At 56.4% G+C, this 25,240-nt stretch carries 20 protein-coding genes and 3 tRNA genes; 18 read left to right on the forward strand and 5 right to left on the reverse strand.

The window, feature by feature from the left end:
* Window positions 1–10: 10 nt before the first annotated feature.
* From mscM to rsgA, 3 genes are all read right to left on the reverse strand, one after another.
* Entirely contained in the window at window positions 11–3,334 is a 3,324-nt protein-coding gene (gene mscM / locus ACQG0T_RS02155) for a miniconductance mechanosensitive channel MscM (protein ID WP_271040529.1), read from the reverse strand.
* Between the two features lie 19 nt (window positions 3,335–3,353).
* Window positions 3,354–4,322, reverse strand: a complete 969-nt coding sequence (gene asd, locus ACQG0T_RS02160) for an archaetidylserine decarboxylase (RefSeq protein ID WP_026080660.1) — start codon at window positions 4,320–4,322, stop codon at window positions 3,354–3,356.
* Between the two features lie 97 nt (window positions 4,323–4,419).
* The gene (rsgA, locus tag ACQG0T_RS02165; protein ID WP_003855964.1) at window positions 4,420–5,472 is read right to left on the reverse strand and encodes a small ribosomal subunit biogenesis GTPase RsgA; all 1,053 of its coding nucleotides are present in this window, start codon (window positions 5,470–5,472) and stop codon (window positions 4,420–4,422) included.
* A gap of 107 nt (window positions 5,473–5,579) precedes the next feature.
* Between rsgA and orn the strand changes: the two genes are divergently transcribed.
* From orn to ACQG0T_RS02185, 4 genes are all read left to right on the forward strand, one after another.
* On the forward strand, window positions 5,580–6,125 hold the full coding sequence (gene orn, locus ACQG0T_RS02170; RefSeq protein WP_023295796.1) for an oligoribonuclease: 546 nt from the start codon (window positions 5,580–5,582) through the stop codon (window positions 6,123–6,125).
* A gap of 196 nt (window positions 6,126–6,321) precedes the next feature.
* Window positions 6,322–6,397: transfer RNA gene (locus ACQG0T_RS02175), tRNA-Gly, on the forward strand.
* A gap of 45 nt (window positions 6,398–6,442) precedes the next feature.
* Window positions 6,443–6,518: transfer RNA gene (locus ACQG0T_RS02180), tRNA-Gly, on the forward strand.
* Between the two features lie 45 nt (window positions 6,519–6,563).
* A tRNA-Gly gene (locus tag ACQG0T_RS02185) sits at window positions 6,564–6,639 on the forward strand.
* Window positions 6,640–6,908: 269 nt separating this feature from the next.
* Here the strand turns inward: ACQG0T_RS02185 and queG are convergent.
* Window positions 6,909–8,048, reverse strand: coding sequence for a tRNA epoxyqueuosine(34) reductase QueG (queG, locus tag ACQG0T_RS02190; protein ID WP_023295797.1), 1,140 nt, complete (start codon window positions 8,046–8,048; stop codon window positions 6,909–6,911).
* Here queG and nnr point away from each other — a divergent pair.
* The 14 genes from nnr to rlmB all read left to right on the forward strand — a co-directional run bounded on the left by nnr (window position 8,047) and on the right by rlmB (window position 23,817).
* On the forward strand, window positions 8,047–9,570 hold the full coding sequence (gene nnr, locus ACQG0T_RS02195) for a bifunctional ADP-dependent NAD(P)H-hydrate dehydratase/NAD(P)H-hydrate epimerase (RefSeq protein ID WP_032682227.1): 1,524 nt from the start codon (window positions 8,047–8,049) through the stop codon (window positions 9,568–9,570). The two genes, queG and nnr, sit on opposite strands and share 2 nt — an antisense overlap.
* On the forward strand, window positions 9,563–10,024 hold the full coding sequence (gene tsaE / locus ACQG0T_RS02200; protein ID WP_023295799.1) for a tRNA (adenosine(37)-N6)-threonylcarbamoyltransferase complex ATPase subunit type 1 TsaE: 462 nt from the start codon (window positions 9,563–9,565) through the stop codon (window positions 10,022–10,024). Before nnr ends, tsaE begins: the two co-directional genes overlap by 8 nt.
* Before the next feature lie 16 nt (window positions 10,025–10,040).
* Window positions 10,041–11,381, forward strand: coding sequence for an N-acetylmuramoyl-L-alanine amidase AmiB (gene amiB, locus ACQG0T_RS02205; RefSeq protein ID WP_023295800.1), 1,341 nt, complete (start codon window positions 10,041–10,043; stop codon window positions 11,379–11,381).
* Window positions 11,382–11,390: 9 nt separating this feature from the next.
* Window positions 11,391–13,235 carry a DNA mismatch repair endonuclease MutL gene (gene mutL / locus ACQG0T_RS02210; protein ID WP_047735155.1) on the forward strand — a complete coding sequence of 615 codons (1,845 nt, stop codon included), beginning with the start codon at window positions 11,391–11,393 and terminating at the stop codon, window positions 13,233–13,235.
* A complete protein-coding gene (gene miaA / locus ACQG0T_RS02215; protein ID WP_017383956.1) occupies window positions 13,228–14,178 on the forward strand; it encodes a tRNA (adenosine(37)-N6)-dimethylallyltransferase MiaA in 951 nt (316 codons plus the stop codon). Before mutL ends, miaA begins: the two co-directional genes overlap by 8 nt.
* An 85-nt stretch (window positions 14,179–14,263) precedes the next feature.
* A complete protein-coding gene (hfq, locus tag ACQG0T_RS02220) occupies window positions 14,264–14,575 on the forward strand; it encodes an RNA chaperone Hfq (protein WP_003855990.1) in 312 nt (103 codons plus the stop codon).
* Between the two features lie 74 nt (window positions 14,576–14,649).
* The gene (gene hflX, locus ACQG0T_RS02225; RefSeq protein ID WP_426723740.1) at window positions 14,650–15,930 is read left to right on the forward strand and encodes a ribosome rescue GTPase HflX; all 1,281 of its coding nucleotides are present in this window, start codon (window positions 14,650–14,652) and stop codon (window positions 15,928–15,930) included.
* Between the two features lie 56 nt (window positions 15,931–15,986).
* Window positions 15,987–17,246, forward strand: coding sequence for an FtsH protease activity modulator HflK (gene hflK / locus ACQG0T_RS02230; protein ID WP_003855992.1), 1,260 nt, complete (start codon window positions 15,987–15,989; stop codon window positions 17,244–17,246).
* A 2-nt stretch (window positions 17,247–17,248) separates the two neighbouring features.
* Window positions 17,249–18,253, forward strand: coding sequence for a protease modulator HflC (gene hflC, locus ACQG0T_RS02235; protein WP_003855994.1), 1,005 nt, complete (start codon window positions 17,249–17,251; stop codon window positions 18,251–18,253).
* 71 nt (window positions 18,254–18,324) lie between these two features.
* Entirely contained in the window at window positions 18,325–18,522 is a 198-nt protein-coding gene (locus ACQG0T_RS02240) for a DUF2065 domain-containing protein (RefSeq protein ID WP_003855996.1), read from the forward strand.
* A gap of 103 nt (window positions 18,523–18,625) precedes the next feature.
* On the forward strand, window positions 18,626–19,924 hold the full coding sequence (locus ACQG0T_RS02245) for an adenylosuccinate synthase (RefSeq protein WP_003855997.1): 1,299 nt from the start codon (window positions 18,626–18,628) through the stop codon (window positions 19,922–19,924).
* Between the two features lie 192 nt (window positions 19,925–20,116).
* The gene (gene nsrR / locus ACQG0T_RS02250) at window positions 20,117–20,542 is read left to right on the forward strand and encodes a nitric oxide-sensing transcriptional repressor NsrR (RefSeq protein ID WP_003855998.1); all 426 of its coding nucleotides are present in this window, start codon (window positions 20,117–20,119) and stop codon (window positions 20,540–20,542) included.
* Window positions 20,543–20,580: 38 nt separating this feature from the next.
* On the forward strand, window positions 20,581–23,022 hold the full coding sequence (rnr, locus tag ACQG0T_RS02255; protein ID WP_023295804.1) for a ribonuclease R: 2,442 nt from the start codon (window positions 20,581–20,583) through the stop codon (window positions 23,020–23,022).
* Window positions 23,023–23,085: 63 nt separating this feature from the next.
* The gene (gene rlmB, locus ACQG0T_RS02260) at window positions 23,086–23,817 is read left to right on the forward strand and encodes a 23S rRNA (guanosine(2251)-2'-O)-methyltransferase RlmB (RefSeq protein ID WP_015572470.1); all 732 of its coding nucleotides are present in this window, start codon (window positions 23,086–23,088) and stop codon (window positions 23,815–23,817) included.
* Window positions 23,818–23,908: 91 nt separating this feature from the next.
* Here the strand turns inward: rlmB and ACQG0T_RS02265 are convergent, their stop codons facing one another.
* A complete protein-coding gene (locus ACQG0T_RS02265) occupies window positions 23,909–25,183 on the reverse strand; it encodes an MFS transporter (RefSeq protein ID WP_015572471.1) in 1,275 nt (424 codons plus the stop codon).
* Window positions 25,184–25,240 lie beyond the last annotated feature (57 nt).

Here is a 25,240-nt window from a genome sequence, read left to right on the forward strand (position 1 = left end):
GGGGAAAGGATTACAAACTTCCCGCCGGGCGCGTACGCGCCGCTGACGTCAACGTTCTTCCCGTCTTACGTCCGTCCAGCGTTTCCAGACGCATCTGGAACGGTGGGAACGGCATATCAATTCCGTGCTCGCGGAAGCCAGCCAGAATCAACTGGTGGATCTCATGGCGCAGCGGCATACGGTGTCCCATCTCGGCGGCGTAGATACGCAGCTCGAAAATCTGGATCCCCTGCTGCAAATCAACCAGGAACACTTCCGGCGGCGGGTTGTCGATTACCAGCGAACAGCGTTCAGCAGCCGTATAGAGGATCTGCGTCACCTCTTCGCTGTTGGCATCCGACGGAGCGGGTACGGTCAGCACCACACGCGTGACGGAGTCGGACAGCGACCAGTTGATAAACTGCTCGGTGATAAACGCCTTGTTCGGGACGATGATCTCTTTACGGTCCCAGTCGCTGATGGTGGTGGCGCGGGTGTTGATCCTGGTGACGCTGCCGGTGAGATCGCGGATGGTCACCGTATCGCCAATTCGAATCGGCTTTTCAAACAGAATGATCAGACCAGAGACGAAGTTGGCAAAAATCTCCTGTAAACCAAAACCCAGGCCTACGGTCAGGGCGGCAACCAGCCATTGCAGTTTTGACCATTCGATACCAATCATCGAGAAGCCAACCAGCCCACCAAACAGCATGATTAAATACTTGGTGATGGTGGTGATCGCATAGCCTGTGCCGGGGGTTAAATCCAGATGCTGCAACAGCGCCAGCTCCAGCAGGGCAGGGAAGTTACGGATCAGCTGCGTGGTGATGATCAGCACCAGAATCGCAATCAGCACGGCCCCTAAGGTGATGGGCTCCAGACTTTCGACCCCCTGCACCGTGGACGTCACATCCCATAAAGAGATGTTCTCCAGGAAGCCAAACGCGGAGTGGATTTCTGACCACAGGTAGATCACCGACAGCAGGGCAACCAGCATCAGAATTGAGCGTACCAGCCGCAGGGACTGGGTACTGATCGCATCCAGATCCAGTTCGACGTCATCGGCGTCTGTGGTCCCTTCGGTGCTGTTGACATGGTTCGGCTCTTCCTCACCCCGCGCGCGCTGGGCCAGAATTTCTGCGCGACGATGTTTGGCACGGTCAAACGCCAGACGACGACGCTGGATCAGCATGCCGCGGCGGATAACATGGTAGACCACCAGCAGCAGGAACCAGATAGCCACCGACGTTTCCAGTCGGGCGAGCAGCGCCTGCGCCGTGGCGAGATAACCGACCGCTGCCGCCAGCATCGCCGCCAGCGGCGCGCTGAGCAGCAGGTTCCACAGCAGACGGTTTAACATGTTATCGCCGCTGCCGGTCTTGTCGAGATAGAGCGGGATCCCGGCGCGTTTCAGGCTGAGCGTCACTACCGCTAACGCCCCGCAGATCAGCATAAAGCACAGCCGTCCCAGCGAGCCGGAGAACTCCCGGTCATTGAGATTATCGAACATGATCAACGCCATAATCAGCGGCACAATCAGCCCGATACTCATCAGGTAGTAACGCATCGCCCGCGCAACGCGATTACGCGGCCAGCCAAAGTGAGCGATGAACAGACCATTTGGCCGCGCAAACGTGGCGCAAATCATCACCACCCACAGCAGCGGAACGGTGGCGGTCACGCCATCGCCAATCGCGACGGCAAGCGGGTAGGGCCAGGCTTCACGCAGGCCGTATCCGAGCGTCATCCACAGCACCGGCAGCGGAGACGCGACCAGAATTGACCAGAACACCGTGCGCAACGTCAGCCAGAAGTGATCCTGGGTTACTTTTCCCACTCGGGCGCTGGAGCGCTCAAGGAAACGGGTGAAGTGACGACGGGAATAAATACTGAAGCCCACCAGAATCAGCGCCCCCAGCAGCGGGAAGATGGTCTCCTTGCTGGTTATCATCATTACGCTGGCGAGGCCCAGCTGGCTAAAGGTGTCCAGCGAAATGAGGCGGCGCAGATCCTGCACGATCTCAATCGGCCAGGCGAAGGTCATCGGCCGCACGTCGGACGTCCAGAAAAGGTAACGGTGCGTGGCTTCGTTGACCTCTTTCAGCGCATCCTCCAGCTGGCTATTCGAGACTTTCAGCTTGGTCAGCTCAAGGATCAGCGTATCGCCTCCCTGCAACAGGGAATTGAGCAGTTCGCGTTGGGTGCGCAGCTGCGCTTCCAGAATACGACTTAGCTCGCCGGTGAGCGGCTGTCCGTCAGCCTGACGGATCTGGCGGATTTGCGGCTGCTTGTTGAGGAGATCTTCATAATGAAGACGCTGAACGCGCAGCTGCGCCATCTCCGTATCAAGCTGCTGCGGTTTTGGCATCTCTGGCAGACGAGCCACCTGCGCGCGTAACGCTTCGCCCAACAGGTTAGACGAGCCAAGCCACTGGGACTGTTCGCGCAGCGTGTTGAGCGCCTGACGAACCTGAAGGGTTTGATTGGTAGCCTGACGCTGCTGCGAGGCCACCAAATCCATGCGCTGCGCCTGCTGATTCAGCGCGGCAGAAAGCTCGCGGTTAACCTTAAACTGGGCGACGATGCTGTCGGGCAGGTTAGCACTGTTTTCGGCCAGTAACTCGGTGCTTTCCAGCGCACGTTCAGCTTCACGCTGACGCTGGCTGTTGAGTTGATTTCTCAGCGCCTGGAGATATGCATCCAGCTGCTGGCTCTGCTTCTGCGCCAGCTCGGAACGCATCCGCGACAGCTCCTGGCGGTTGTTAGCGGAAAGCTGCGCCAGCTCCAGTTCATCAACCAGCGCTTTTAGTCTGGCGGATTCCGCCTGTAACCCAAGATTTTGCGCCTGATTCTGCGGTGTGCTGCCTGTCTGCGTCCCGATGCGACGTTCCACCTCATTTAACTGACGGCGGGCATCGGTTTGCTGCTGTGGAAGCTGGCTGAGGGAATCGGCAATTTCACGCGCCCGTTCCTGCTCCTGCTGCGCCAGACGGCTTTTTTCCAGCAGCTGGCTGCTGACTTGCAGGATCTCCTGATTCAGCGCCTCGGACGTCATCCCCGCGGGGACCTGGCGTGGTTCATCGCGCAGGTTGTTTAGCTGCGAGCGCAGGGTCTGAGAGAGTTTGGGGAAGTTGTCGATAACCTGCTGATACTGCTGCGCGCGCTCAAGGGAACCCTTTCGTTCCTCAAGCGCGTTCAGTGCAGACTGGAGTGACTCAACGGTCTCCGGCTGAGCGGGTTTCGCCGCTTTTGCCTGCTCCAGCTCCTGGGTTATCTGTTTGGCGTCGGGGGCCGTCGCTGCGTACGCCCCCATGCTGAGGCACCAGGCCATCAGTAATACGATAATCGGGCGCACGTCAGCGATCCTTCTGTTGTTAGCCTTCGTCTTTTTTGTCGTCAACCAGCGGGCTGGCGTCGTGCTCGGCTTTGATCTCTTCTTCCGGCAACGGGGCAGGCGCAACCTCTGGCGTCACAAAGACCTCCGTCGATACTGCCAGAGGCTGGCCGAGTTTGGTCACGGACAGGCTTTCCAGCTCGTCGACCAGGTTAACTTTGCCCGGTGCGAACAGGTTGATGACCGTTGAGCCCAGCTTGAAGCGGCCCATTTCCTGACCTTTCAGCAGGGCCACAGAACCTTCTTCTTCGCCGGCAGGCCAGGTCCAGCGCTTGATCACGCCTTCGCGTGGCGGCGTAATGGTGCCCGCCCAGACGGTTTCGATGCTGCCTACAATGGTAGCACCCACCAGAATCTGCGCCATTGGGCCAAATTCAGTATCAAACAGGCAGATGACGCGCTCGTTACGGGCAAACAGGTTAGGAACGTTTTGCGCCGTCAGGTGGTTTACGGAGAACAGATCCCCCGGCACGTAGATCATCTCGCGCAGAATACCATTACACGGCATATGCACGCGGTGGTAGTCGCGAGGGGAGAGATAGGTGGTCGCGAAAGTCCCGTTGCGGAACAGATCGGCCATTATGTAGTTACCGGCGAGCAGCGCTTCCAGGCTGTAGTTATGACCTTTCGCCTGCAAAATCTTGTCGTCTTCAATTTTACCCAGCTGGCTGATCACGCCGTCCGCTGGCATCACCAGCACGTTCGGGTCGGTATTCAGCGGGCGCACTTCGTCGCGCAGCGGACGAACAAAAAATTCGTTGAAGGTGCGGTAGCTTGCCGTATCCGGCTTCTGCGCTTCTTTCATGTCGACCTTGTAGTATTTCACGAACAGGTCGATGACCAGTTTGGTCAGCCAGCCCGCTCGTTTGCTCGCGCCCCAGCCCGCCAGGCGAGTGAGCCACAGTTTCGGCAGAATGTATTGAAGCGAAAGTTTAAATGAGTTTAACAAGGTAGCCTCCAGGCCATTGTTTTGTCGTTCCTGATCCGGCATGACGCTGCCGGAACCTGAAAAAAGGGGACGATTTTAGCGACGCTTAGCTTAGTTGTCAGTTATCAGAATCAGAAAAGTTTTTACGCGTTTTTACCTGGTCCATGCTTTCGAGAATACGGTGGTAATTTTCGAAACGGGTTTCCGCAATTTCACCGTTCTCCACCGCTTCGCGGATGGCGCAGCCCGGATCGTTGTCATGTTTACAGTCGCGGTATTTGCAAGCGCCTAAATAGTCATGGAATTCGACAAATCCGTTAAAGATTTGTTCCGGCTCGAGGTGCCAGAGACCAAATTCACGCACGCCCGGGGAGTCAATCACATCGCCGCCGTGCGGGAAGTGATAGAGACGTGAGGCGGTGGTGGTGTGCTGGCCCAGGCCCGAGACGTCAGACACATCGTTGGTCAGGATCTCCTGCTGAAGGCCGAGCAGGTTGTTAAGCAGGCTCGATTTACCTACGCCGGACTGCCCCGCAAAGATGCTGATGCGGTCGGTCAGCGCATCTTCTAACGGCTTCAGGCCATCTTTGGTGCGGCTGGACACCATCAACACGCGATAGCCAATGTTGCGGTAAATATCCATCTGCTCATTGACAAAGGCCATGGCCTCGTCATCCAGCAGATCGATTTTATTCAGCACGATAAGCGGTTCAACCTGTAGCGTTTCGCAAGCCACCAGATAACGGTCAATAATATTGAGTGAAAGCTCAGGCAAAATCGCCGAAACGATCACGATCTGGTTGATGTTGGCGGCAATGGGCTTCACGCCGTCGTAGAAATCTGGACGGGTCAGAACCGACGTGCGTTCATGCACGGCTTCAACGATACCTTTAACCGTTACCCCTTCCGCCGCCTCTTTGCCTGGACGCCAGACCACGCGGTCACCGGTCACCAGGGAACGGATGGTGCGACGGATATTGCAACGGTGGATATCCCCGTCGGCGGATTCGACATCGGCGTGCATGCCGAAGCGGCTAATCACAACGCCTTCTGTCGCTTCGCCAAACAGATTGTCGTCGTAATCGGGCTTCTCCGTAGTGGTTTTAAGACGGCGCTGGTGATTTGCATTCACGCGGCGCTGCTGCCCTTTGGAGAGTTTATTTTTACTCAATCGCGCTGGCTCCTGGTCGCCCGTAGCGGGCAAAACCTCTATGATACACTCTAATTAATACTAGTTAACCTGCTACTGCCGGTTATGCGAGAAGGGTGGAAAATAACATGAGCGCGGACGAAAACAACCTGATTTGGATCGATCTGGAGATGACCGGCCTGGATCCCGAGCGCGATCGCATTATTGAGATCGCCACACTGGTCACCGATGCCAATCTCAATATTCTGGCGGAAGGCCCAACGATTGCCGTGCACCAGTCCGATGACCAGCTTGCGCTGATGGATGAGTGGAACGTGCGTACCCATACCGGCAGCGGGCTGGTGGAACGCGTGAAGGCCAGCACCCTGGGCGACCGCGAAGCGGAGCTGGCGACGCTTGAATTTCTGAAGCAGTGGGTGCCGCCAGGAAAATCGCCTATCTGTGGCAACAGCATTGGTCAGGATCGTCGTTTCCTGTTTAAGTACATGCCGGAGCTGGAGTCCTACTTCCACTACCGCTATCTGGATGTGAGCACCCTGAAAGAGCTGGCCCGCCGCTGGAAACCGGAAATTCTCGACGGCTTCACAAAGCAGGGGACGCACCAGGCGATGGACGACATCCGTGAGTCTGTTGCGGAGCTGGCGTACTATCGCGAAAACTTTATTAAGCTCTGATTTTGCGATCCGGCGCCTTGCGTGGCCGGGTTTTTGTCGCTAAATTGTTCAGCTTGCCGATTAAATAAGCACTTGAACTGAATTTCAAAAAAATCGCTTTGAGGGGGGTTGCAGCTAAACGGATTTCTCGTATAATGCGCCTCCCGTAACGACAGAGAATTACACGTTACGACAGCAACAAAAGCAGTACAGATTTGCGGGAATAGCTCAGTTGGTAGAGCACGACCTTGCCAAGGTCGGGGTCGCGAGTTCGAGTCTCGTTTCCCGCTCCAAAATTTGAAAAGTATCGCAAGATACGCCAGCACCAGAACACCCAAGCGGGAATAGCTCAGTTGGTAGAGCACGACCTTGCCAAGGTCGGGGTCGCGAGTTCGAGTCTCGTTTCCCGCTCCAAAATTTGAAAGTATCGCAAGATACGCATAGCACCAGAACACCCAAGCGGGAATAGCTCAGTTGGTAGAGCACGACCTTGCCAAGGTCGGGGTCGCGAGTTCGAGTCTCGTTTCCCGCTCCAAATTCTTCTTCATCTCCAGATTATCCACAGCGAAATGCTTCGTTGGGGACGTTTTCTATTGTCTCTGAAATACTCTTGTGAACAGAGTTATCCACAGAAACCGTGATAAACCAGGCTGTACGAAATGTTAGCAGGGTGAATAATATCTTCGTAATTTACTGTAATTTATGAAGAAAATTTGATTTCAAAATGTTATTGAGATCACTTGACCTGTTTGCCAGAGCTGATGGCGCCTGAATTCTTATTTTTATTCACAGGCTGTGAATATATCACACATCCCGCGGCAGCCCTTTTTCAATCACCCTGACCAGACGCTGTTTCTTCGGTAACTGCACTTCAACCACGCCGGCATTTCGCTTCTCAATTTGCTGCGCAATCGCCCATTCTATGTGCTCATCAAGAAGTGGGTGCTCACCTCTACGGCTTTCGAGCGCCTGAAGATTTGCTTCATCCCACGGGGCATTCCCCAGCGCAACGGCCACATTACGCAGCCAGCGCAGGTGGCCGATACGACGTATGGCGGAACCTTCCGTCACCTTCAGGAACCAGGCTTCGCTCCAGGCGAACAGTTCGATCAACTGCGGGGCATGTAACGCCTTGCGCGGACTGAAGTCTTCTTCATCCGTCAACTGTGAATAACGGTTCCACGGACAAATCAGCTGGCAGTCATCACAGCCGTAGATGCGGTTGCCGATAAGCGGACGAAACTCCTCTGGAATGGCGCCTTCCAGCTCGATAGTGAGATAAGAGATACAGCGGCGCGCATCAACGGTATACGGTTCGACAATCGCGCCCGTTGGGCAGATGGTCATACAGGCCACACAGCGACCACAGCCTTCTTCCACCGGACCGTCTACCGGCAGGGGTAAATCAATCAGCAGTTCACCCAGGAAAAAGAATGAGCCCGCGTCGCGGCTTAAGATAAGTGAGTGCTTACCTGTCCAGCCAAGCCCGGCTTTTTCGGCGATCGGGCGCTCAAGAATAGGCGCAGAATCGACAAAGGGTCTAAAATTCAGCGAAACACAGTGCTGCTGAATGGTTTCCCCGAGCTTTTTTAGACGGTTGCGCAGAAGTTTATGGTAATCACGCCCCAGCGCGTATCGGCTGACGTAACCCAGCGAAGGATTTTTTAGCGTGCGCGCAAAGTCCGCGTTAGCAGGCAGATAGTTCATGCGTACGCTAATAACGCGCAGCGTACCCGGCAACAGCTCGTGGGGGCGGGCACGCATCATACCGTGACGCGCCATCCACTCCATCTCGCCGTGGTATTGTTTATCCAGCCATGCCTGGAGCTTAGGCTCACTGGCAGAGAGGTCGGTGTCAGTAATACCGACCTTCTGGAAGCCCAGTTCAGCACCCCACTGTTTTATTTTTTGCGCTAATTCATTGAGATCGAGGGGCTGTGACATGACGGACCATACTGTGAAGAAAAACCCCGCAAGTATACCACATTCCATCTGGCATGCGGATGACCTCCGTCGGGCCGAGAAAGAGGCCGCAGATAGCCTGGGCATTACCCTTTACGAACTGATGCAGCGCGCGGGCGAGGCGGCGTTTAACGTGGCGCGTACGGCTTATCCGGATGCCTCGCACTATCTAGTCCTGTGCGGACACGGCAATAACGGTGGCGATGGTTATGTGGTGGCTCGTCTTGCGGTGGCGGCGGGGCTGCGCGTCACCCTGCTGGCGCTGGAGAGCGACAAGCCGTTACCGGAAGAAGCGGGCATGGCGAGAGAGGCCTGGCTGAATGCGGGGGGCATTATTCATGCGCCTGATATCGTCTGGCCCGAGGATGTCGACGTGATTGTTGACGGTCTGCTGGGGACGGGACTGATGCGCGCGCCTCGCGATGACGTCGCCGCGCTGATTACGCGCGCTAATGCGCACCCCGCCCCGGTGGTAGCGCTGGATATTCCCTCCGGCCTGATGGCACAAACCGGCGTGACGCCGGGCGTGTCGATTGAGGCGGCGCGCACCGTGACTTTTATCGCCCTGAAGCCGGGTTTGCTTACCGGTAAAGCGCGGGATGTCGTGGGCACGTTACACCACAACGCCCTGGGGCTGGAAAACTGGCTGGCCGGACAGGATACCCACATCACCCGCTTTGATGCCTCCCTGCTTGCACAGTGGCTGCCGCCGCGCCGTCCCACGTCCCATAAGGGCGACCATGGCCGACTGCTGATTATCGGCGGCGATCGCGGCACGGCAGGTGCGATTCGTATGACCGGAGAGGCCGCGTTGCGCAGCGGCGCCGGATTAATACGCGTGCTGACCCGCAGCGAAAACATCCCGCCCATTATTACCGCGCGGCCGGAGCTGATGGTCCACGAGCTTACCCCGCAGGCGATTGAAGAGGGTCTTGAGTGGGCGGACGTGGTGGTCATTGGTCCGGGCCTGGGTCAGCAGGAGTGGGGTAAACAGGCCCTGCAAAAGGCCGAGAATTTTCGTAAACCGATGCTCTGGGATGCCGACGCGCTTAACCTTCTGGCAATAAACCCGGATAAGCGTCACAATCGCATTCTGACGCCGCACCCCGGCGAAGCCGCACGGCTGCTTAACTGTAGCGTGGCAGAAATTGAAAGCGATCGCTTACTTTCAGCCCAACGTCTGGTAAAACGTTACGGAGGTGTTGCCGTTTTGAAAGGGGCGGGGACCGTTATCGCCAGCGATGGTGCGATGGGCATCGTTGATGCCGGTAATGCAGGCATGGCGAGCGGCGGCATGGGCGATGTGCTCTCTGGCATCATTGGCGCATTGCTCGGACAGAAACTTCCCCTTTATGATGCAGCCTGTGCCGGCTGCGTGGCCCACGGTGCGGCGGCTGACAGGCTGGCTGCTTGTTACGGAACGCGCGGTATGCTGGCCACCGATCTTTTTTGCACGCTGCGGCGTGTTGTTAACCCGGATGTGATTGACGTAGAAAATGACTAATCGAGCGATTCCTTTACCTGATGAACAAGCCACTTTAGATCTCGGCAAGCGCGTGGCGCAGGCCTGTCAGGGGGCGACCGTCATTTATCTGTATGGTAATTTAGGCGCGGGTAAAACAACCTTCAGCCGTGGCTTTTTGCAGGCGTTAGGCCATAACGGGAACGTAAAAAGCCCGACCTATACGCTGGTAGAACCGTACACGCTTGAAAATATCATGGTGTACCACTTTGATTTATATCGTCTTGCGGATCCTGAGGAGCTGGAATTTATGGGGATCCGCGATTACTTTGCCAACGACGCCATCTGCCTGGTGGAGTGGCCGCAACAAGGTGCGGGTGTGCTGCCTGACCCGGATGTCGAAATTCACTTAGATTACCAGGCACAAGGGCGTGAGGCGCGCATCAGTGCGGTTTCCTCATCAGGCTGTTCCTTACTGGCGCGTTTAGCCGGTTGAGCGTAGGGATAACGGGATGATTAATCGCGTTAAAGGTTGGGTGCTGGCTGCCACGGTCCTGCTGTGCGCGCAGGCCGGGGCGGCCAGCCTCTCGGATATTCAGGTGTCGAATGGCGATAGCCAGGCCCGTATTACGTTCAGCTTTATGGGCGATCCTGAATATGCTTTCTCACAAATCGACAGCCGCAGCGTGGCGCTCGATATTAAACAGACCGGGGTGATCCAGGGGCTGCCGCTCCAGTTCAGCGGCAACAATCTGGTGAAAAGCATCCGTTCGGGGACGCCGAAGGATGCGCAGTCTCTGCGTCTGGTGGTCGATCTCACCGAAAAGGGCAAGACGAAGGCGGTTAAGCAGCAAAACGGCGCCAATTATACGGTGGTCTTTACCATTAATGCTGATGTTCCGCCCCCGCCACCGCCTGCACCTGTTGTAGCAAAACGCGTGGAGGCGCCGGTTTATACCCCAAGGCCGTCTGAGCCAGCCCGTAATCCGTTTAAATCACAAAATGACCGACTTACCGCCGTGACCAGCAGCAACACGGTGACGCGTCCGGCGGTCAGCGCGCGGCGTACGCCGGTCAGTGGCGACAAAGTGATTATCGCCATCGACGCCGGACACGGCGGGCAAGATCCTGGCGCGATTGGCCCGGGCGGCACGCGGGAGAAAAACGTCACTATCGCCATTGCCCGTAAGCTGCGTGCGCTTCTGAATGACGATCCGATGTTTAAAGGGGTCATGACCCGCGACGGAGATTACTTTATTTCAGTGATGGGACGCTCGGATGTGGCGCGTAAGCAAAACGCCAACTTCCTGGTGTCGATTCACGCGGATGCTGCGCCGAACCGTAACGCCACCGGCGCGTCGGTATGGGTGCTGTCGAACCGTCGCGCCAACAGTGAAATGGCGAACTGGCTTGAAGAGCACGAGAAGCAGTCTGAACTGTTAGGCGGGGCAGGCGATGTGCTGGCAAACAGCCAGGCCGATCCGTATCTCAGCCAGGCGGTGCTGGATTTACAGTTCGGTCATTCTCAGCGCGTCGGGTATGATGTCGCCACTAACGTACTGAGCCAGCTGCAAAGCATTGGATCGCTGCATAAGCGTCGCCCTGAGCATGCAAGCCTCGGTGTCCTGCGTTCGCCGGATATTCCGTCGATTCTGGTAGAGACGGGCTTTATCAGTAACAACGGCGAAGAGCGCCTGTTGGGCAGCGACAGCTACCAGCAGCAAATTGCCGAAGCGATTTATAACGGTCTGCGTAAATACTTTGACGCGCATCCGCTTCAGTCTGCGCCGCAGGGCGGGGCCGCCCAGACGGCAAGCGCCGCGCTGCCGGGTGAGATGACCGCGACTAATTAAGGAGAGTTCATGCCGATTCAGGTTCTACCGCCGCAGCTCGCGAACCAAATCGCCGCCGGTGAGGTGGTGGAACGCCCTGCGTCGGTGGTGAAGGAACTGGTGGAAAACAGCCTCGATGCAGGGGCGACCCGCATTGATATTGATATCGAACGCGGGGGCGCAAAGCTTATCCGCATTCGTGATAACGGCTGTGGCATCAAAAAGGACGAGCTGGCGCTGGCGCTGGCGCGTCATGCCACCAGTAAAATTGCCTCACTTGACGATCTGGAAGCGATTATCAGCCTGGGTTTTCGCGGCGAAGCGCTGGCCAGTATCAGCTCCGTTTCCCGCTTAACGTTGACCTCCCGCACGGCCGACCAGCAGGAAGCCTGGCAGGCCTACGCCGAAGGGCGTGATATGGACGTCACGGTTAAACCTGCGGCGCATCCGTTAGGCACCACGCTTGAAGTGCTGGATCTCTTCTATAACACGCCCGCCCGGCGCAAGTTTATGCGAACCGAGAAGACCGAATTCGGACATATCGACGAGATCATCCGCCGCATCGCGCTGGCGCGCTTTGATGTCACCCTCAACCTCAGCCATAACGGTAAGGTGATGCGCCAGTACCGCGCGGTGGCGGAGGGTGGACAAAAGGAGCGTCGGTTGGGCGCCATCTGCGGCACACCGTTTCTGGAAAAAGCGCTGTCCATTGAGTGGCAGCATGGCGATCTGGCCCTGCGCGGCTGGGTTGCCGATCCGAACGCCAGCAGCGCCGCGTTCGCAGAAATTCAGTATTGCTACGTCAACGGCCGCATGATGCGCGACCGCCTGATTAACCACGCTATTCGACAGGCCTGCGAAGATAAGCTCGGCGCCGATCAACAGCCCGCCTTTGTGCTTTATCTGGAGATCGACCCGCACCAGGTTGACGTTAACGTGCACCCCGCCAAGCACGAGGTGCGTTTCCACCAGTCGCGCCTGGTGCATGATTTCATCTACCAGGGCGTTGCCGCTGTATTGCAGCAGCAGGCAGAGCCAGAGTTGCCGCTGGCAAAAGAAGAACCCGCGCCGCGCCCACTGCCGGAAAACCGCGTGGCGGCCGGGCGTAACCATTTTGCCGAACCGGCGGTAGCGCGCGAGCCGGCTGCTCCACGTTTATCCCCGGTGGGCAACGCGCCGCGACCAACCGGTGCCAACTATCCCAACGCTCAGCCGGGCTACCACAAACAGCAGGGGGCGCTGTACCGCAAACTGCTGGATACGCCGGCGGTGGAGCATAAAGAGCACATCACGGTTTCAACCCCCTCTCTGGATGGGCATAGCCAGAGTTTTGGTCGGGTATTGACCATTATTGCTCCCGACATGGCGTTGCTTGAACGCGAAGGTAAACTGCTGTTGCTGGCGCTTTCCGTGGCGGAGCGCTGGCTCAAACAGGCGCAGTTAACCCCGGGGGTGAATGCCGCCTGCGCGCAGCCGCTGTTGATCCCCGTTCGCCTGAAAATATCCCCTGAAGAAACAGGGGTTTTGCGGCGCGTGCAGACGCAACTGGCCGAAATGGGGATTGAAATCGTACTGGACGCGCAGCATGTGACAATTCGCGCAGTGCCTTTACCCTTACGCCAACAAAATTTACAAAACTTGATTCCTGAACTGATAGGCTACCTGGCGCAGCAAACGACGTTTGACGCCGCCGATACCGCGCAGTGGATCGCCCGCCATTTGGCCAGCGAGCATGCACCGTGGAGTATGGCGCAGGCGATTACCGTTCTGGCGGAGGTGGAGCGCCTCTGTCCACAGCTGGTGAAAGCGCCTCCAGGTGGTTTGTTACAACCTGTTGATTTACAAACGGCGATGACCGCCCTGAAACATGACTGATGTAAGTAAGGCGAGCCTGCCAAAGGCGATTTTTTTAATGGGGCCAACGGCCTCCGGTAAAACGGCGTTAGCCATTGAGTTACGTAAAGTTTTGCCAGTAGAGTTGATTAGCGTTGATTCAGCCCTCATCTACCGAGGGATGGACATCGGCACGGCGAAGCCCAACGCAGACGAACTGCGTGCGGCACCGCACCGTTTACTGGATATTCTCGACCCGGCACAGGCTTACTCCGCGGCAGATTTTCGCCGCGACGCCTTAGCCGAGATGGCCGAGATTACCGCCGCGGGACGCATACCGCTGTTAGTTGGCGGCACGATGCTCTACTTTAAGGCGCTGCTGGAGGGGTTATCGCCTCTGCCATCGGCCGATCCGGAAGTGAGAGCGAAGATTGAGCGGCAGGCGGCAGAGCAGGGGTGGGACGCTTTGCACAGGCAACTGGAAGAGATTGATCCAGTTGCCGCAGCGCGGATCCACCCAAACGATCCGCAAAGGCTTTCCCGGGCACTGGAAGTTTTTTTCATTTCGGGTAAAACTTTAACGGAACTGACGCAAACGTCAGGAGACGCTCTGCCGTATCAGGTGCATCAGTTCGCCATCGCCCCGGCGAGCCGTGAACTGCTCCATCAACGAATTGAGCAGCGTTTTCATCAGATGTTGGCTTCAGATTTTGAAGCAGAAGTGCGGGCGCTTTTTGCCCGTGGAGATTTGCATACGGACATGCCTTCCATTCGTTGTGTGGGATACCGCCAGATGTGGTCGTATCTTGAAGGTGAGATTTCATACGATGAAATGGTTTATCGAGGTGTTTGCGCCACGAGACAGTTAGCGAAGCGCCAGATCACCTGGTTACGCGGTTGGGAGGGTGTTCACTGGTTAGACAGTGAAAAACCACAACAGGCGTTAAACGAAGTGATTGAGGTTATTGGTGATATCGCTGACTGAATGTGTACAATTAAGCCGTATCGTGCGCAATTTTTCAGAATCGCAAGGTTCTAAGTACAAAACAAGCATATAAGGAAAAGATAGAATGGCTAAGGGGCAATCTTTACAAGATCCGTTCCTGAACGCATTGCGTCGGGAGCGTGTTCCAGTTTCTATTTATTTGGTGAATGGTATTAAGCTGCAAGGTCAGATTGAGTCTTTCGATCAGTTCGTGATCCTGTTGAAAAACACGGTCAGCCAGATGGTCTATAAGCACGCGATTTCTACTGTTGTTCCGTCCCGTCCGGTATCTCATCACAGCAATAACGCTGGCGGCGGCACTGGCAGTAACTACCATCACGGCAGCAACGCGCAGGGTTCTTCAACACCAGCGCAGGACAGCGAAGAAACCGAATAAGGTTTTGGGCTGTTATCCACACGGGGAGCCAGGGATCCTGCGTTCCCCGCTGATCTTTTTAGAGAGGTTTACGCTTGTTTGACCGTTATGACGCCGGTGAGCAGGCGGTGCTGGTACACATCTATTTTTCGCAAGACAAAGATATGGAAGACCTCCAGGAGTTTGAATCTCTGGTCTCTTCCGCCGGTGTCGAAGCAATGCAGGTGATTACCGGTAGCCGTAAAGCGCCGCACCCGAAGTACTTTGTTGGTGAAGGTAAAGCAGTTGAAATTGCGGATGCCGTAAAAGCAACCGGCGCATCCGTTGTGCTGTTTGATCATGCGCTGTCTCCGGCTCAGGAACGTAACCTGGAAGCTCTCTGCGTATGCCGTGTAATCGATCGCACGGGGTTGATCTTAGATATTTTTGCTCAGCGTGCGCGTACCCACGAGGGTAAGTTGCAGGTTGAGCTGGCGCAGTTGCGCCATCTGGCGACGCGTCTGGTGCGTGGCTGGACACACCTTGAAAGACAAAAAGGCGGGATTGGTTTGCGCGGCCCGGGTGAAACCCAGCTCGAAACCGACCGCCGTTTGCTGCGTGGGCGTATAACCCAGATCCTTTCACGTCTGGAACGTGTAGAGAAACAGCGCGAACAGGGGCGTCGGGCGCGAACGAAAGCCGATATCCCAACGGTGTCGCTGGTGGGTTATACCAACGCCGGTAAATCCACCCTGTTTAACCAGATAACCGAGGCCCAGGTGTATGCCGCAGACCAGCTGTTTGCGACCCTGGACCCAACCCTGCGCCGTATTGACGTCGCAGACGTGGGTGAAACGGTGCTGGCGGATACCGTAGGGTTTATCCGCCATCTGCCGCACGATCTGGTCGCGGCGTTTAAAGCGACGTTGCAGGAGACGCGTCAGGCGACCCTGCTGCTGCATGTGATTGATGCGGCTGACGTACGCGTGCAGGAGAACATCGACGCGGTGAACGTGGTGCTCGAAGAGATCGACGCCCACGAAATTCCCACCCTGTTGGTGATGAACAAGATCGATATGCTGGACGATTTCGAACCGCGTATCGACCGAGACGAAGAGAACAAACCGATTCGGGTCTGGCTGTCTGCTCAGGCCGGGATTGGTGTGCCACTGCTTTTCCAGGCTTTGACAGAACGTCTTTCCGGTGAGGTAGCTCAGCACACGCTGCGACTGCCGCCACAGGAAGGCAGGCTGCGCAGCCGGTTTTATCAGCTTCAGGCGATAGAAAAAGAGTGGATGGAGGATGACGGCAGCGTGGGGATGCAGGTGCGTATGCCGATCGTTGACTGGCGTCGCCTCTGTAAACAAGAACCTGCGCTGGCGGACTATATCGTCTGATCAGAAAGGGGAAGCCTGAAAAATTCGCCCTTGCATAACAAATATGGAGCATATACATGGCGTGGAATCAGCCCGGTAATAACGGACAAGACCGCGACCCGTGGGGAAGCAGCAATAATCAAGGCGGCAACTCTGGGGGAAATGGCAACAAAGGTGGTCGCGAGCAGGGGCCGCCGGATCTGGATGATATCTTCCGCAAACTGAGCAAAAAGCTTGGTGGCCTTGGCGGAGGAAAAGGTTCTGGCTCGGGTGGCAATTCCACTCAGAGTCCGCGCCCGCCAATGGGTGGCCGCGTGGTGGGCATTGTCGCCGCTGCGGTGGTAATCATCTGGGCAGCCAGCGGGTTCTACACCATTAAAGAAGCAGAACGCGGCGTGGTCACCCGTTTCGGTAAGTTCAGCCATCTGGTTGAACCGGGCCTGAACTGGAAGCCGACCTTCATTGATGACGTGACCGCGGTTAACGTGGAGTCCGTCCGTGAACTGGCCGCCTCTGGCGTGATGTTGACCTCTGACGAGAACGTGGTGCGCGTTGAGATGAACGTACAGTACCGCGTGACCGATCCGGAACGTTATCTGTTTAGCGTGACCAGCGCCGATGACAGCCTGCGTCAGGCGACCGACAGCGCCCTGCGTGGCGTGATCGGTAAATACACCATGGACCGTATCCTGACCGAAGGTCGTACCGTTATTCGTAGCGATACCCAGCGTGAGCTGGAAGAGACCATCCGTCCGTACAACATGGGTATCACCCTGCTGGACGTCAACTTCCAGGCTGCACGTCCGCCGGAAGAGGTGAAAGCCGCGTTTGACGATGCGATTGCCGCGCGTGAAAACGAACAGCAGTACATCCGTGAAGCGGAAGCGTACACCAACGAAGTTCAGCCGCGTGCAAACGGTCAGGCGCAGCGTATTCTGGAAGAAGCGCGTGCGTATAAGACCCAGACCATCCTGGAAGCACAGGGTGAAGTGGCTCGCTTCGCGAAGATCCTGCCGGAATATAAAGCCGCGCCGGAAATTACCCGTGAGCGTCTCTATATCGAGACCATGGAAAAAGTGCTGAGCCATACGCGTAAAGTGCTGGTTAACGACAACAAAGGCGGAAACCTGATGGTCCTGCCGCTGGATCAGATGCTGAAAGGCGGTTCTGCACCGGCAGCAAAAGACAACAGCGGTGCGAACAACCTGCTGCGTCTGCCACCGGCCTCGTCTGGCAGCGCCAGCGCGAACACAACGCCTTCTTCGAACGATGGTGACATTATGGACCAACGCCGTGCTAACGCGCAGCGTAACGACTACCAGCGTCAGGGGGAATAAGGATGCGTAAGTCAGTTATTGCGATCATCATCATCGTACTGGTCGTGCTCTACACCTCCATCTTTGTGGTGAAAGAGGGCGAACGTGGGATCAAGTTCCAGTTCAGCAGCGTCGTGCGTGACGGCGACAAGCGTCCGGTGATTTATGAGCCGGGTCTGCACTTTAAGATCCCGTTCATTCAGTCAGTGAAAACGCTCGATGCGCGTATCCAGACCATGGATAACCAGGCCGATCGTTTCGTGACTAAAGAGAAGAAAGACCTGATCGTTGATTCCTATATCAAATGGCGCATCAGCGATTTCAGCCGCTACTTCCTGGCAACCGGGGGTGGCGACGTTTCTCAGGCAGAAGTGCTGCTGAAACGTAAGTTCTCTGACCGTCTGCGTTCTGAAATTGGTCGTCTGGATGTGAAAGACATTGTGACCGACTCCCGTGGTCGTCTGACGCTGGAAGTGCGTGATGCGCTGAACTCCGGCTCTGCGGGCACCGAGGATGAAGTTGAAACCCCGGCGGCAGACGATGCGATTGCCAAAGCGGCTGAACGTGTTCAGGCTGAAACCAACGGTAAAGTGCCGGTGATCAACCCGAACAGTATGGCGGCGCTGGGCATCGAAGTGGTTGATGTGCGCATCAAACAGATCAACCTGCCGGCGGAAGTGTCCGAGGCGATCTACAACCGTATGCGCGCCGAGCGTGAAGCGGTAGCCCGTCGTCACCGTTCACAGGGTCAGGAAGAAGCGGAAAAACTGCGCGCGGCAGCGGACTATGAAGTCACCAAGACGCTGGCGGAATCTGAGCGCCAGGGTCGTATCTTGCGCGGTGAAGGTGATGCCGAAGCGGCTAAACTTTTTGCTGATGCATTCAGCCAGGATCCAGACTTCTACGCCTTCATCCGTAGCCTTCGCGCTTACGAGAATAGCTTCAAGAGCAACCAGGATGTGATGGTGCTCAGCCCGGACAGCGATTTCTTCCGTTATATGAAGACGCCGACCAACGCAACGCGATAAACTCAGGCTCGTTTGAGTATTCAAACCACCGCTCTTCACGGAGCGGTGGTTTTCTTTTATAAGGATGAAAAATGAACTCCACGATCTGGCTCGCACTGGCCCTTGTTTTGGTGTTGGAAGGCCTCGGCCCGATGCTCTATCCGCGCGCATGGCGCCGGATGATCGCGACAATGAGCCAACTCCCGGACAATATTTTGCGTCGTTTTGGCGGTGGTCTTGTGGTTGCCGGTATCGTTATCTACTACATGTTGAGGAAAACGATTGGCTGATCAAAAACTAACCGCAATTGGCATATTTTAGGGTCAAAAAGTGCTGTATATCTGAAAAAGCGATGGTAGAATCCATTTTTAAGCAAACGGTGATTTTGAAAAAATGGGTAACAACGTCGTCGTACTGGGCACCCAATGGGGTGACGAAGGTAAAGGGAAGATTGTTGATCTTCTGACTGAACGGGCCAAATATGTTGTACGCTACCAGGGCGGTCACAACGCGGGCCATACTCTCGTAATCAACGGTGAAAAAACCGTCCTCCATCTTATTCCATCAGGCATTCTTCGCGAAAACGTCACCAGCATCATCGGTAACGGCGTTGTGCTGTCTCCCGCTGCGCTGATGAAAGAGATGAAAGGTCTGGAAGACCGTGGTATCCCTGTTCGTGAGCGTCTGCTGCTCTCCGAAGCCTGCCCGCTGATCCTGGATTATCATGTGGCGCTGGACGTGGCGCGTGAAAAAGCGCGTGGCGCGAAAGCGATCGGCACCACCGGTCGTGGTATCGGCCCCGCTTACGAAGATAAAGTGGCTCGTCGCGGTCTGCGCGTGGGTGACCTCTTCGACAAAGCGACCTTCGCTGAAAAACTGAAAGAAGTGATGGAATATCACAACTTCCAGCTGGTGAACTTCTACAAAGCCGAAGCCGTTGACTACCAGAAAGTGCTGGATGACGTCATGGCGATTGCTGATATTCTGACCGGTATGGTTGTTGATGTGTCCGATCTGCTGGACCAGGCGCGCAAGCGTGGCGATTTCGTCATGTTTGAAGGTGCGCAGGGTACGCTGCTGGACATCGACCACGGTACCTATCCGTACGTAACGTCCTCTAACACCACCGCGGGTGGCGTGGCAACCGGCTCCGGCCTGGGCCCGCGTTATGTCGATTACGTTCTGGGCATTATCAAAGCGTACTCCACTCGCGTGGGTGCGGGTCCGTTCCCGACCGAACTGTTTGATGAGACCGGCGAGTTCCTCTGCAAGCAGGGTAACGAGTTTGGCGCGACCACCGGTCGTCGTCGTCGTACCGGCTGGCTGGACGCCGTTGCCGTACGTCGCGCAGTGCAGATCAACTCCCTGTCTGGCTTCTGCCTGACCAAGCTGGACGTACTGGACGGCCTGAAAGAAGTGAAAATCTGCGTAGGCTACCGTATGCCTGATGGCCGCGAAGTGACCACCACTCCGCTGGCTGCTGACGACTGGGAAGGCATTGAGCCAATCTACGAAACCATGCCGGGCTGGTCTGAGACTACCTTTGGTGTGAAAGAGCGTAGTGGCCTGCCTAAAGCCGCGCTGGACTACATCAAGCGCATTGAAGAACTGACCGAAGTGCCGATCGATATTATTTCTACCGGCCCGGATCGTACTGAAACGATGATCCTGCGCGACCCGTTCGACGCATAATCTTCGTGACTGCTGGCCTGCGGGGAAACCCGTAGGCCGGATAAGCGCAGCGCCATCCGGCGACCGCTCCTGGATCTCCGCTTTTTCGCCCCGTCTGTCAAATAAATTAGCCGCTAACTATCTGGCTGGTTTATCATCATTAATGAATATCTCTGCGGTTTGACCGCGTTTTCCCTTTTTCCTGAGGTTGATGTGCAGTTAACAAGTTTCACCGATTACGGCTTACGCGCGCTGATTTACATGGCGTCGTTACCCGATGGGAAGATGACCAGCATCTCTGAAGTCACAGAGGTGTACGGTGTGTCCCGTAATCATATGGTCAAAATAATCAATCAACTTAGTCGTGCCGGATACGTTGCTGCCGTCCGCGGGAAGAATGGAGGGATCCGTCTCGGTAAACCGGCGCAGAGTATCCGTATTGGCGATGTGGTACGTGAACTGGAGCCGCTCTCTCTGGTGAACTGTAGCAGCGCGTTCTGCCACATTACGCCCGCTTGCCGCCTGAAACAGGCGCTTTCAAAGGCCGTGCAAAGTTTTCTCAAGGAACTGGATAACTACACGCTGGCCGATTTGGTTGAAGAGAATCAACCGCTTTATAAATTATTGCTGGTGGAATGAAGAAAATTTCCACCGGAGCTGACAACGGAGGAACCGACATGTCACAAGATCCTTTCCAGGAACGCGAAGCCGAAAAATACGCGAATCCTATCCCCAGCCGCGAGTTCATCATTGAACACTTAACAAAACGCGAAAAACCCGCCAATCGTGAAGAACTTGCCGTTGAACTGAACATTGAAGGTGAAGAGCAAATTGAAGCCCTTCGCCGCCGCCTGCGCGCCATGGAACGTGACGGGCAACTTGTCTTTACTCGTCGCCAGTGCTACGCGCTGCCAGAACGCCTCGACCTGCTGAAAGGCACCGTTATTGGTCATCGCGATGGCTTCGGCTTCCTGCGCGTGGAAGGCCGTAAAGACGACCTGTACCTCTCATCCGAACAGATGAAGATGTGTATTCACGGCGACCAGATCCTGGCGCAGCCGCTGGGTGCAGACCGTAAAGGCCGCCGCGAAGCGCGCGTGGTCCGCGTGCTGGTGCCGAAAACCAGCCAGATTGTAGGCCGTTACTTTACCGATGCGGGCGTAGGCTTTGTGGTGCCGGACGACAGCCGTCTGAGCTTCGACATTCTCATCCCGCCTGAAGAGGTGATGGGCGCACGCATGGGCTTTGTGGTGGTGGTGGAACTCACCCAGCGCCCAACCCGTCGCACCAAAGCGGTGGGTAAAATCGTCGAAGTGCTGGGCGATAACATGGGCACCGGCATGGCCGTCGATATGGCGCTGCGTACCCATGAAATTCCGTATGTCTGGCCGAAAGCGGTTGAAGATCAGATTGAAAACCTGCGTGAAGAAGTGCCGGAAGAGTCCAAAGCAGGCCGCGTGGATCTGCGCGATCTGCCGCTGGTCACCATTGATGGTGAAGACGCCCGTGACTTCGATGATGCCGTATATTGCGAGAAAAAACGCGGTGGCGGCTGGCGTCTGTGGGTGGCTATCGCGGATGTGAGCTATTACGTGCGTCCGCACACGCCGCTGGATAACGAAGCGCGCAGCCGCGGTACGTCGGTCTACTTCCCGTCGCAGGTTGTACCGATGCTGCCAGAAGTGCTCTCCAACGGCCTGTGTTCCCTCAACCCGCAGGTGGACCGCCTGTGTATGGTCTGCGAGATGACCATCTCCAGCAAGGGACGTCTGACGGGCTATAAGTTCTACGAAGCGGTGATGAGTTCTCATGCGCGCCTGACCTATACCAAGGTCTGGCATATGTTGCAGGGCGATCAGGATCTTCGCGAACAGTACGCGCCGCTGGTCAAACACATCGAAGAGCTGCACAACCTCTACAAAACGCTGGATCAGGCGCGCGAAGAGCGCGGTGGGATCTCGTTTGAGAGTGAAGAGGCGAAGTTTATCTTTAACGCTGAGCGTCGTATCGAGCGTATCGAACAGACTCAGCGTAACGATGCGCACAAGCTGATTGAAGAGTGTATGATCCTGGCGAACATCTCGGCGGCACGTTTCGTTGAGAAAGCCAAAGAGCCTGCGCTGTTCCGTATTCACGACAAGCCAACCACGGAGGCCGTAACCTCGTTCCGCTCCGTGCTGGCTGAACTCGGCCTGGAGCTGCCTGGCGGTAATAAGCCTGAGCCACGCGATTACGCCGAGCTGCTGGAATCCATCAGCGATCGTCCTGACGCGGAAATGCTGCAAACCATGCTGCTGCGCTCCATGAAGCAGGCGATTTACGATCCTGAAAACCGGGGCCACTTTGGTCTGGCGTTACAGTCGTACGCGCACTTTACCTCGCCGATCCGCCGTTATCCGGATCTGTCCCTGCACCGTGCGATCAAGTATCTGCTGGCGCACGAGCAGGGTCATAAAGGCAACACGACCGAAACCGGAGGGTATCACTACTCCATGGACGAGATGTTGCAACTGGGCCAGCATTGTTCCATGACCGAGCGTCGTGCGGATGAAGCGACGCGCGACGTGGCGGACTGGCTGAAGTGTGACTTTATGCTGGATCAGGTGGGTAACGTCTTTAAAGGCGTGATTGCCAGCGTCACCGGCTTTGGCTTCTTCGTGCGTCTGGATGAGCTGTTTATCGACGGTCTGGTGCACGTTTCCAGCCTCGATAACGATTACTACCGCTTCGACCAGGTCGGACAACGTCTGATCGGCGAATCCGGCGGCCAGACCTACCGTCTGGGCGATCGGGTGGAAGTGAAGGTTGAAGCCGTGAATATGGACGACCGTAAAATCGACTTCAGCCTCATCTCCAGCGAGCGTGCTCCGCGTAACGTCGGCAAAACCGAGCGTGAGAAAGCGAAAAAAGGCGGTAACGGTAAAGCGGGCGGTAAGCGACGTCAGGCAGGTAAAAGAGTAAACTTTGAGCCAGACAGTGCTTTCCGTGGCGAGAAGAAACAGAAGCCCAAGGCGGCGAAAAAAGACGCTCGTAAAGCGAAAAAACCGTCGACCAAGACCCAAAAAATAGCGGCCGCGACCAAAGCTAAGCGCGCGGCGAAGAAACAGCAGGCGGAGTAATTTCCCCTCACCCTGACCCTCTCCCCAACGGGAGAGGGAAAATATTTATTACGAGAACCATCAATGAGTGAAATGATTTACGGCATCCACGCGGTGCAGGCCCTGCTGGAGCGCGCGCCGGAGCGTTTTCAGGAAGTTTTTATTCTGAAAGGGCGTGAAGATAAACGTCTGATGCCGCTGATCCACGCGCTGGAAGCGCAGGGCGTAGTGATCCAGCTGGCGAACCGCCAGTATCTGGATGAAAAAAGCGAAGGTGCTGTACACCAGGGTATTATCGCGCGCGTGAAGCCAGGCCGTCAGTATCAGGAGAACGATCTGCCGGATCTGATCGCCGGGCTGGAGAACCCGTTCTTCCTGATCCTCGATGGCGTAACCGACCCACATAACCTGGGCGCGTGCCTGCGTAGCGCCGATGCAGCAGGCGTGCATGCGGTGATTGTGCCAAAAGATCGCTCCGCGCAGCTTAACGCTACCGCTAAAAAAGTCGCCTGCGGCGCGGCGGAAAACGTCCCGTTAATCCGCGTGACTAACCTGGCGCGCACCATGCGTCTGTTGCAGGAAGAAAATATCTGGATCGTAGGAACAGCCGGTGAAGCGGATCACACCCTGTACCAGAGCAAAATGACCGGCCGTATGGCGCTGGTGATGGGAGCGGAAGGCGAAGGTATGCGTCGTCTGACGCGCGAGCACTGCGATGAGCTGATCAGCATCCCAATGGCGGGCAGCGTATCGTCCCTGAACGTTTCCGTTGCGACGGGTATCTGCCTGTTTGAAGCGGTGCGTCAGCGCGGGTAGCCTGTTGTGCCGGGTGGCGGCTTCGCCTTACCCGGCCTACAAAAGCATGGTACCGTAGGCCCGGTAAGCGTAGCGCCACCGGGCAACAATCTCACTCCTCTAACGACCGTAAATGGTCATCCTTTCTCAGCGTCATCAGCGCGAAAATACTCACCACCGCCGTTGCCATCACGTAGTACGCCGGAATATCCAGATTGCCCGTCTCTTTAATCAGCCCGGTAATGATCAGCCCCGCACAGCCCGAGAAGATCGCATTCGACAGAGAATAGGCCAGCCCCAGCCCGGTATAACGCACGCGCGTCGGGAACATCTCAGACAGCATTGCCGGCCCCGGCCCTGCCAGCATCCCAACCAGACCCCCCGCAATCAGCACCACAATCGCTTTGACTGCCAGCGTACTGGATTCCGCCTGCAAAATTTTCAGCAGCGGCAGGGCGAGGATCAGCAGGAGCACGGTGGCGATAATCATCACCGTGCGCCGCCCGATCCTGTCGCTCAGCATGCCCGACGGAATGATCGTGAGCGCAAACCCAATGTTAGAAATCACCGCAATCAGTAACGCCTGGTTAAAACCGGTGTGCAGCGCAGATTGCAGATAGGTCGGCATAATCACCAGATAGGTATAACCCGCCGCAGACCAGACCATCACGCGGCCAATGCCCATCAGGATGGTTTTGAACGTGGCGGCGGTGCTGGCCTGAGTAACAACCGGTTTTTCCCGTTGCTGCACAAAGCTCGGCGTCTCTTCCATGCTCACCCGCAGCCATAGCGCGACCGCACCCATCGGCAGCGCCAGGAAGAACGGAATGCGCCAGCCCCAGTCGTGCAAGGCTTCAGGGGAGAGCAGGGCAGAGAGCAACGCGACAATGCCTGCGCCCGCTAACAGCCCGAGCGCCACGGTAAAGGACTGCCATGCCCCGTAAAGACCGCGCTTGCCGCGCGGGGCGAACTCCGTCATCAATGAGACCGCACCGCCATACTCACCGCCCGCGAACAGTCCTTGCAGAATACGCAGGAGCGTAACGATCAGCGGCGCGGCAATCCCGATACTGGCGTAGACCGGCACAATACCGATGGCAGCGGTGGCGAGCGTCATCAATACCAGCACTATAATCAGCGTCGGTTTGCGGCCAATCCTGTCGCCAATGCGGCCAAAGACCACCGCACCCAGCGGACGGAAGAAGAAAGCGATGGCGAACGAGGCCCAGGTGAGGATCAGGCTGGTGAGCTCCGCTTCCCCCTCAAGCTGGAAGAAGTTTCTGGCAATCACCGTTGCCAGAAAACCGTAGACCGCAAATTCATACCACTCGATGAAATTACCGATGGAGCCTGCAATTAATGCACGCTTGTGCGCATCCTGTTGCATAACGATCCTCACATAAACGGGGTAAGAATAAATTATTCAGCATTGGTGAAGTAATGA

Source organism: Enterobacter cloacae complex sp. 302F9, assembly GCF_050030335.1.
Classification (GTDB): domain Bacteria; phylum Pseudomonadota; class Gammaproteobacteria; order Enterobacterales; family Enterobacteriaceae; genus Enterobacter; species Enterobacter hormaechei_C.